At 61.7% G+C, this 10,138-nt stretch carries 6 protein-coding genes and 2 pseudogenes; all 8 read left to right on the forward strand.

The window, feature by feature from the left end; genetic code table 11:
* Positions 1-38: 38 nt before the first annotated feature.
* A pseudogene (locus D769_RS28750) lies at positions 39-770 on the forward strand (MotA/TolQ/ExbB proton channel family protein); the annotation flags it as partial.
* 223 nt (positions 771-993) lie between these two features.
* A complete protein-coding gene (locus D769_RS28755) occupies positions 994-1,830 on the forward strand; it encodes an undecaprenyl-diphosphate phosphatase (protein WP_008652036.1) in 837 nt (278 codons plus the stop codon).
* A gap of 683 nt (positions 1,831-2,513) precedes the next feature.
* Entirely contained in the window at positions 2,514-4,214 is a 1,701-nt protein-coding gene (locus D769_RS28760) for a sensor domain-containing diguanylate cyclase (RefSeq protein ID WP_081596877.1), read from the forward strand.
* Between the two features lie 355 nt (positions 4,215-4,569).
* On the forward strand, positions 4,570-6,030 hold the full coding sequence (locus D769_RS28765) for an argininosuccinate lyase (protein WP_234819123.1): 1,461 nt from the start codon (positions 4,570-4,572) through the stop codon (positions 6,028-6,030).
* A gap of 135 nt (positions 6,031-6,165) precedes the next feature.
* On the forward strand, positions 6,166-6,465 hold the full coding sequence (locus D769_RS28770; protein WP_008652039.1) for a putative quinol monooxygenase: 300 nt from the start codon (positions 6,166-6,168) through the stop codon (positions 6,463-6,465).
* A gap of 358 nt (positions 6,466-6,823) precedes the next feature.
* On the forward strand, positions 6,824-7,252 hold the full coding sequence (locus D769_RS28775) for a hypothetical protein (RefSeq protein WP_008652040.1): 429 nt from the start codon (positions 6,824-6,826) through the stop codon (positions 7,250-7,252).
* A gap of 980 nt (positions 7,253-8,232) precedes the next feature.
* Positions 8,233-9,291 (forward strand): 3-keto-5-aminohexanoate cleavage protein, encoded by a 1,059-nt coding sequence (locus D769_RS28780; protein ID WP_008652041.1) that lies wholly within the window; start codon positions 8,233-8,235, stop codon positions 9,289-9,291.
* A 627-nt stretch (positions 9,292-9,918) separates the two neighbouring features.
* Positions 9,919-10,110: pseudogene (locus D769_RS28785) on the forward strand (DUF3348 family protein); the annotation flags it as partial.
* Between the last annotated feature and the right edge of the window lie 28 nt (positions 10,111-10,138).

Below are 10,138 nucleotides of genomic sequence, written 5' to 3' on the forward strand. Positions count from 1 at the left end.
GCCCTTGATCTCAACACTGACTCTTTTCAGGAACTACCATGCAAGACCTCGGACTTTCCCATCTCTGGTCGCAAGGCGATCTCGTCATACGCGCGACCGCCATCATTCTGCTGATCATGTCGGTACTGTCTTGGATCGTGATTCTCACCAAGGCGTGGGATCTGGTTCGCATCAAGAAGATGGCGCATGGCGCGGAGAAGCATTTCTGGCACGCCGACGATTTCGACCACGCGCTCGATACACTCGGCGCCAACGGAGCCAATCCATTCCGGACGCTGGCCATCACTGGCCGCGAGGCCACGCAGCACCACCATGCCAGCCAGCCACAACTCCGCGACGTGCTCGACATTTCCGACTGGCTGACCCGTTCGCTCAAGAGCGCGATCGATGAGGCTGTGGGACGCATGCAATCGGGCCTGGCCGTGCTGGCGTCGGTAGGCTCGACCGCACCGTTCGTCGGCCTGTTCGGTACCGTGTGGGGCATCTACCACGCGCTGATCGGCATCGGCGCCTCGGGCGTACCGACCATCGACAAGGTTGCCGGCCCTGTCGGCGAGGCACTGATCATGACCGCCTTCGGCCTGGCCGTGGCGATCCCGGCCGTGCTCGGCTACAACGCGCTGAGCCGTGGAAACAAGGGCGTCATCAGCAAGCTGAACCGCTTCGCGCACGACCTGCACGCTTATTTCGTGACCGGCGCGCGCGTGCGTCCGACCACTGGTGGCACACGCGCCAATGACGCGTCGGTGCGACTGGCCGTCAAGAATAAAGTCTCTTCAGCAGACGCAGGAAGGAGAGCTGCATGGCGCTCGGACGAACCCTTCGCCTAGTGCGTCTGGCCATCGCAGCATGACCGTCGACTGGTTTCCTATGTTGCCCAACGCACGCAGAAAGCGGCCGCCCTTCGGAAGGATGTCGGAAAATGCGCAAAGCAATATTCGGCCCCAACATTAGCGTAGCCATCCATGGCGCTATGCAGATACACAGCATCACATGACCACGCTTCAAATCATCATCCTGGCCTGTGTCCAAGGCCTTGCCGAGTTGCTGCCGGTTTCCAGTTCGGCGCACGTCATCCTGGCCGAGAAATGGCTGGGGCTGGACCCGACCTCGCCCGACATGACTCTGATGCTTGTGATGTTGCATACGGGCACGATGTTCGCGGTCATCGCCTATTTCTGGCGCTCGTGGCAGCAGACGTATTTCTCATCGACCAAGGCACTGTGGAACAACGGTGTCCTGCTGGCGGTGGCCACGGCAGCCACGGGCGTCGTCGGGCTGGCCCTGCTGTACATCATCAAGCATGCCGTGATGGGCGGCGCCGACAGCTTCGAGGTGGAACACCTCTTTGGCAATACCAGGCTGATGGCGGTCAGTCTGGCTGTGGCTGGCGTTCTGATCATCGTGTCCTCTAGGCGCTCCAGTACAGCCACCGAAGACCTGACTGGCCAGCGAGCCCTTTGGGTTGGTGCCGTGCAGGGGCTGTGCCTGCCTTTCCGCGGACTGTCGCGTTCGGGCGCGACGATCTCCTGCGGGATGCTGCTGGGTGTGGAGCGCCGCCGCGCCGAGGAGTTCAGCTTCGCGCTGGCCGTAGTGCTGACGCCAGCCGTCATCGCCAAGGAAGGCTATCGCTTCTTCAAGGCGCATGCGGGCGCAACTGACGGCCTGCTGCACCTGCTGGCACCGAGCCTGCTAGGCATGGTGTTCAGCTTCATCGCCGGCTTGGTGGCCCTGCGCTGGCTGTCGCGCTGGCTGGAGCAGGGGCGCTGGTACCTGTTCGGCTGCTACTGCCTGGTCGCGTCGGTTGTCGTGTGGACGTTCGCCGGGTAAAGCTGCGCCTGCTCGAGCCGTGCCTGCCATTCTTACCAGCCCAGATGACTGCGCCGCACCCGACGTCACTCCCTGATGGCGCGCCGAAAAGTGCGCCCTTCATTCACGCGTGCAGAGCCATCGCGGATGGGTGGATCGGCCCGGGCATTTTGTGAATCAAGATTTGCACGCGCAGAGCGCCCGATCCACGGGAAGTGGATGCCGGAAATCCGCGGCCTGCCGACGCCCCGGAGTTCTTGCTCGATCACTGCGTTGCGTGCGAAGTCGAACACACGCCCACGAATCGCCTATGCACACTCCTGGGGCAGGCCCGCGTTGAGCCAGCCTGCGATCCCTTGATCGCCCCCGCTAGTCCCCCGGCTACGGGGGTGCCTTTTTTTGAGATCAATGAATGCGGATCAGCAGAGCTATCGGACTTTAGCTTGGCCACCCATGCCTCATGGCCTGCAGCGACACGGCCACTGTCAAGCCGTTCCCTTTTTGACGCCGACTGCTCGGCCTTGCGGTGACGTTCGGCCGCTCCTTATCGGAACCCTCGCGCTGCAAGTGCGCGAGGAGATCGCCAATAGGCATCGATTTGGCAAAGAGCCCCCCTGACGATACTTCGCGTTGTGCCCGGCAAGGTAGCGAGCCTGTGCTGGCATCCACGGCGTCTATCACCCCAAAGGCGGCCGGGCAGACCGATGTTGATCGCGCGCAGATTGTGCAGCCTCGGTGCTTCCACTGTCATCGAAGGCAATGGCCTTGGCGCGACAAGTAAAGATCGATCTGCTCGCAAGCCGTACCTTGAACTCTCCAGTAAGTCGGTGCCCGGAATCCTCCGAGACCACAGGAGCATCAAAATGGCTGCAGCGAGCATGGCGCTGAGCCGATCCATCGAGTACAGCCAGCGTCACCTGAGTCTGAATGTCCGGCGCGGTCTCCTGTTGCTCTTCCTGCTCATCCAGGCAGCATCCATCGGTGCCTACCTGATGTTCGAACGGGCACGTATCGAGAACGACACGGTACGCGTCCTGCGCAACACGGCCTTGCTGAAGGCGGAGCAATTCGACACCAGCCTCCAGGCCATGCGCTATCAACTGCGTGTCGTTGGCGACGCCGTATTGCTTAACCGCGATGTCCCCATCGCTGACGCCGAGCCGTTCCTCGAACGTGAACTGGCCCAGGGCTGGCTGGACGCCGTGTTCATCACTAATGCAAACGGCGACATCATCGGCAGAAGCAGCATCTTTCCAGTCGACCAGGCCCTGCTCGACAGTTTTCGGGAAGGCCCCGTGTCCAGGGACCTTCGCCAGCCGGGCGTGAACGAGAGGCTTTTCTTCTGGCGTGGCAATACGAGCCATTCGGACTCCCAAGGCTTCCTCGTCTATCGCGCCGTGTACGACGCAGAGGGGCGCTACCTGGGCAGCATCATTGGCTATCTCGCCAATGCCACCTTGAAGCGGCGGTACCTGCAGATCGAGATACGGGGCTTTGACCTCGGCGCAGGAGGTGTCGTGACCGTGGTCGACCGCGACAGCGGCCACGTACTAGCCCGGATGGGTGGATACCCGCCGCTCCCCGGTTATGCGGACGCGTCCGTCGCACGTCAGATGGTTCTGGCCGGCGATACAGCGCTGCAGGTCCACCGCTTCGTCTCGCTCATCGACGGCGTGCGCCGGTACGGTGTGTTTCTGAACATCAACCAGGGAAGATGGGTGATGGTGGTGGCCGCATCCGACAAGGCCTTCCTGCATGGCTGGCACATGCGCGCGTGGCTGGGCGCCGGTGCGTTTCTTGCCATGGCCGTCCTGCAGTGGATGCTATTGCACTATGCGAATGACAAGTTCCTGCAACGCGAACGCCTGGCCCGGCAGGCCCAGTACGATCCCCTGACCGAACTGGCGAACCGTCGGCGCTTCGACGAGTGGGCCCGGGTCGCGCGCAGCCAGGCGCGGCGCCATGGACAGCCCCTGAGCGTGATGTCCTTCGACCTGGACTTCTTCAAGCGGGTCAACGACACCTACGGACATGACGGCGGCGATGCCGTACTTAGGCACGTGGCCCGCCTGTTGCGGAGCGCCCTGCGTGAAGGTGACATCGCCGCCCGTTTCGGCGGCGAGGAATTCGTCGCAGCCCTGACCCATGCTTCCCTGGAGGGAGCGGTGGAAACGGCCGAGCGCATTCGCGCGAGGATTGCCGCCGAACCGGTGACGTTCAATGGCCAGTCCATCGCGATCACCATCAGCGTCGGAGTCGCCCAGATTACGTCGGAAGAATTGGCCGCGAGCGACAGCATGGCTGCGGCGCTTGCGCGCGCCGACCACGCGTTGTACCAGTCCAAGAAGAATGGACGCAACCGTGTCTCTGTGGCCAGCCCAATGGCAGTGACTCATAACTGCTAGCTTTATCAAGAACCAATCAGTCATGAGGGGGTCTGCGGTCGGGTTCCGCCTCAGCAACGGGCGGGCGCGGGCCTCCAAGCCCGTCGCCCGACGCTGCAAGGCCCAAGGCACCCCTGGCCAAGCGTTCGAGCATCGAGACACCATTTCGATATATCCGGCGTTGCCTTCCTATCACCGGAGCACAGCAGCAACGCGCACCACAGGCAGAATGTCACGTGCTCCACGGCTCAGCGATTTCACCCTAGAATCCGGAATTCTGTCCGAACAAGCAAACACCTCTGGAGACTACATGCCTACCCCCCGACTGCACAGCCGAGTCAAATCGCTGGCCAGGCTGACCGCACTAGCCATGCTGATGATGTCGGTCGGCCCCCAAGCCGCATTCGCGGCGGGCGGCGCTGACCACGATGCCTTTTTTTGGCTAGGGGAGATCAACAAGGCATCGACGGTCATCAATACCGACGAAGGATTGCTGGATCGCTCGCTGGCGCCGCGCGTGGCGGGCGGCATTGCCACGGTGCTGGCCAATGGCGACAAGCCCGGCGGCCAGCGGCCGTCGACGGTAATTACTTTCGAGCCACTGATGATTCAGGCCGCAGGTCAGGAAGTCACGCTGATCCATGCCGGCCGCTCGAGCCAGGACATGCTCGCCACGGTGCGCGCGGCGATGTTGCGCGAGGAAGTCTTGTCGCTGGCCGACCAGCTCAACAAGACCTCCGCCACCATCGTCAAGCTGGCGCGGCAGCACGCCGAAACCATCGTGCCGAACTACACGAACGGCGTTGCCGCACAGCCCAACAGTTATGGCCACTACCTGCTCGGCATCAATGCGGGTCTGGAACGCGATGCCCAGCGCCTGCGGGAAGCCTATCAGCGTATCGATCGCTCGCCGATGGGAACGACGGTGCTGAACGGCACGGGCTGGCCGCTGAACCGCACGCGAATGGCGAGCTACCTCGGTTTTTCCGCGCTGGTGGATAACGCCTATGATGCGTCGCAGATCAGCGCCGTGGACCTGCCGGTGGAAGTGGGCTCGATCGTGACCAGCATCGCCCTGCACACAGGGAGCTTCATCGAGGACGTGATGACGCAGTATGCGCAGCCGCGCCCCTGGATCCTGCTGCAGGAGGGCGGTGGCAATACCTATGTGTCCAGCGCGATGCCGCAGAAACGCAATCCAGGGCTGCTCAATTCCACGCGCGAGAAGGCCTCCACAGCGATTACGCTGGCCATGGGGCCGGTGATCCGCGCGCACAACCTGCCGCCGGGCATGTCCGATGCCAAGGATGCCGTTACCAATGGCCAGATGGTGCAGAGCGCAATCACGACATTGAAGGGGCTGGACCGCATCATGACGTCCCTGGTGATCGATCGGCAGCGCGCGCTGGATGAACTGGACAGCGACTGGACGGCGTCGCAGGAACTGGCCGACGAATTGATGCGCAAGTACAAGCTGCCGTTCCGCGTCGGCCATCACTTTGCGTCGAACCTGGTGGACTATGCGAAGGCGCACGACATCAAGCCAAGTGCCTTCCCCTATGCCGAGGCGAAGCGCATCTATGGCGAAGCCGTGCGCGACTACGGTGGTGGGGCGTTTCCGATGAGCGAGGCGGAGTTTCGCGCGGCGCTCGATCCGGTGGCCATCGTCAAACATCGCGTGACGGTGGGCGGACCGCAGCCAGCAGAGATGGATCGCATGCTGAAGGCGTCCGAGGGACAACTGGCACAACAGGATGCGTGGATCCGCGAGCGGCGGTCGGCGATCGCTGGTTCGCTGGGCCGACTCGACCGGGATTTCGAGAAGTTGCTGAAGTAGGCGCCAATGCCCACTGCGGTTCTGTCTCGATAGCGGCGCGAGGTGAAGCCAGCCAGTGATCGACTGAGACACCACGCTCGGCCATCATTGGCTCAAGATGACGTAAGTTGGGGTTTTTATGGTGAGGAAGCAAGGATGTACGGACTGATTGGAAAGATGAAGGTCATTTCTGGACAACGCGAGGCACTAGTCTCGATCCTCCTTGAGGGCGTTAGCGGAATGCCTGGCTGCTTGAGCTACATCGTTGCGCATGATCCGGATGATGCTGATGCGATCTGGATCACGGAGGTCTGGGACAGCCAAGATAGCCATCGGGCCTCCCTGTCTTTGCCGTCAGTGCAACAAGCCATCGCGCGCGGCAAACCACTCATCGCGGGTTTCGGCGAACGGTTCGAGACAACGCCGATTGGCGGCCAGGGATTAGCAGCTCGCTAGAGGCAACCGCTTCGGAACGAATCGTGCGGCGGCTTTGCGCAACGGCCCGCATCGGGCAGTACAAGCTACCCAACCTCAGCCCGACCCAGGAGAGGTCTCGCGCGCTCCCACCAGCGCGGGACTCGATCAGTTCCGAGCAGTGCCGCTTTTAGTCTGGACGTACCAACCGAAGCGCGATTCACCAAAGCGCGATTCACCAGATCTTCCGCTGTCAGACAATTTCACCCTTTACTCCTTGCCGGTTCGCCGGCGAGTACTGTATATTTATACAGTACTCGCCGCGCCCCGGAAAAGCTGGCTCCTGCAGCCAAGCCCGTGCGGCGCCTGCGCTTTCTCCTCTCCACATCGAAAGGCAATCATGTTCGTGGACCGCACCGAAATCATCAACGCCGCCAAGGCACTTCGCGCCAGCCAGGAAGAATCCAGGTACAGCAAGCTCGTCGCACTCGCGAACAAGCAACTGAAGGCAATGCAAACGGCAATCCAGAAGGGCAAGGAAGAATTCGAGACCAGACTGGTACTCGACATCAACGAAGACAATCCGCAAGCAGCGCTGGAACCGCGCGCGCAACGGCTGGCCGACGACCTCAGAGCGCAGGGCTACACCGCAACGGTGACCACGTTTGCCGAGGTCAGCACCGACCGCAAGAACTGGACGCCGAATATCACGGTCGCCATCGGTCTGGGCGACCTGGTTTCCGAAGTCGACAGCGAGATAGCGGCAAGCACGGTGAACGATAAGACCGAGGTCGCGCAGGCTGACGAAGCTGTCAGTGAAATGGCCTGACAGTTGCTGGGCAATCCAAGAGAAGGCACGGCATCACGGGGCGTTTTGCGCACGGTCGCGTGCGTGACGGCTGTTCCTACAAGGGGAGTCTGCACGGAATCTACCAGTGACGCCCAATGTAGGAAACCGTGGCGTATCAGGACGTAATGCCTGCGCTTTGATCGAACAAGGACTGTCACCACGCATGGCGGATCTCAGTGCGTGGAACATGCTCGTGCCGTGAGCCTGTGAGCAGTTATCCCCACTGGCTTCGTCGAGGTCGGCGATCGGCCATTCTCGAATTCGTGTGTGCCCGGTCCTGTATGACTGCTGTGGCATAGGCAACAGTCATCAGCGAAGGCTTTTTTCGAAAACGCTCGTCGACCCGCCGACCACTGGGCTCCTCTCGACCGAACTCGAACCCTGAATGCTCGTGGACCAGTTCACTGTCCGCTGGGCTTCCGTATCCGGATGGCGACTTGCTGGATGTCGCCCGTGAACTTGAACGGCGGTTTGTAGTCGGGAGTCACTGGTTGGCCCGTATCCTCGCCAATGCCAAACAAACGTGTCGATGCTGAAGCGGCCACCCACCGTGGCATCCATTTGCGCTTCGCCCACCGTCTGGTTTCCCGGAATCTTGCGAATAGCCTTTCGACTCCAGGCCAGGCGCGATGCTCGCCGCCCTATTCTGACGGCCGCTTCTATCCCGCCTGCTCGCGGGAGTGCATTTGGCCTCGCGTCTTTACTTAGGGGTTCCGAGGGGGTGTCCCGGTTCGTTAAATCTATGTCCCCATATGACAAATGAACTGGCCGATCTTCGCAAATAATGGCTGGGTTGGGGCCAGTCGGTATCGGTCTCGATTAAACCCGGCAGCGCTACCCCGAGCCTGTGGCAGTTCTTGATCTACAGGAGCACCAAGCCGGCACTTCCCGTACTTCATATTTGCGGGAAGTGGTAGCGCCAAAAGCCAAGCTCCACAATCTCTCTTCCCGGACCTGCCATGAACTTTCTTGACGGACACCTGTTCCCCGAAAACCAGCAACCGCTGATCATCACCGCTGCGCCCTATGCGCCCTCGTGGGTTCCGTCGGACTTCCCCGAGGAGATCCCGGTCACCATGGAGGAGCAAATCCAGAAAGCGGTGGATTGCTACAACGCCGGCGCCACCGTGCTGCACCTGCATGTGCGCGAACTCGACGGTAAGGGCTCCAAGCGTCTGTCCAAGTTCAATGAGCTTATCGCCGGCGTCCGCGCCCGCGTGCCGGAGATGATCATCCAGGTCGGCGGATCCATCAGTTTCGCTCCAGAAACCGAAGGCGCGGCAGCGAAGTGGCTCTCGGACGATACGCGCCACATGCTGGCCGAACTCGACCCCAAGCCCGACCAAGTGACGGTCACCGTCAATACGTCGCAGATGAACGTTCTCGAGCAGTTCGACCACCGCGATATCGTGGGCAGCTCGATGGAAGATCCCGCGGTCTTCAATGCGTACAAAGAGATGACCGTGCCGGCGCAGCCTGGCTGGGTGGAGGAGCACGTCCGCCGCCTGACCGCTGCGGGGATCCAGAGCGCCTTCCAGTGCTACAACGTCAACAGCTTCGAGTCCGTGGAACGGCTGATGCGCCGCGGGATCTACAAAGGCCCGCTGGTCATGAACTGGGTGGCAATTGGCGGCGGCATGGACTCGCCAACGGTCTACAGCCTCGCCAACTTCATGCGCGGTGTGCCGGATGGCGCAGTCGTGACGGTGGAAAGCTCGGTACTCAACGTGCTGCCAGTCAACACCATCGGTATTGCGATGGGGCTGCATGTTCGCTGCGGCACGGAAGACAATCTCTGGAACCAGACGCGGACGAAGAAGATTGGCACCGCAGCACAGATCGAGCAACTGGTGCGCATCTCTCGCGAGCTGAGCCGCCCGATCGCTACCGCCAAGGAAGCGCGCGAAATGTGCAAGATCGGCGTGTTCTACGACACGGTAGAAGAATCGCTGGAGGCCAACGGGTTCGCACCCAATCGAAACGGTGGACGCCAAGGCTTCCTGCAGAAGGCCGCCTGATCAGGCTTCCGCTCTTGGGGGCCTTAGCGCCCCTTCGAACGTCGATGTCTGCGCCGCCCTCTCAATTTGAGAGGGCGTTTTTCTTGGTTCATCGCCGAATTCCGCGGAGGGTTAATGGCCGGCGGCTGAGTCTGCCAAGATACTGTTGTTCGATAGTTCGCGTTCCAATGGCGGAGTTGCGACCGGCTTCCGCCACTAGCCGTGGCCACTCAACGGGACTCTGTACTGATCCACAGACGGACAAACAGCGTTGCCGGTCTCCTGTGCCCTATATATTGCGCCTGCTTCTAAACGCTTGTTTGCTTGGCGACACCTTGCCCATGAGCATTGGTAGCGGAATGGCCAACAATGGACTAATCCCAAGCGCAACAAGGACCCGTCTCCACCTTGCCCGGCCGTAAGTGGTGGCAAGGGATCCACACACGCTGGAAAACACCCTTCTCCCCTCCCCAAGCACTCACTCAGGCCATCGCCCTCAATGCCCCCCCTCCCGGCGCTGCCCCGTCAATCACCAAATCGCCCATCACCCCAGCCACTGCGCTGTGATAAATGGCAACCCGCCTCCCGGCGCCGCGTCCGCCATAGCCGCGACCGTGTAAACTCCCCCCTTTTTCCCATCCTGCCGACATGACGCAAGTGCCACAGCGCACGGGTTTCAGCGGCCCGAAACTGCTGCGCGTGCTGGCGCGCCTGACCGAGACCGACGCCGCCGGCGCCGTGCCGTCGCTGTCCGCCGTGATGAGCCGGTGGCTTGGCTGGACCGACGCCATCGCGCTGTCGGCCGCGCTCAACGGCAGTCCGCCGGAAATGCCGTCCGGCGCACCGGCGCCTCGATGAAGTACGTGCG

The organism is Cupriavidus sp. HMR-1 (genome assembly GCF_000319775.1).
GTDB classification, from domain to species: Bacteria; Pseudomonadota; Gammaproteobacteria; order Burkholderiales; family Burkholderiaceae; genus Cupriavidus; species Cupriavidus metallidurans.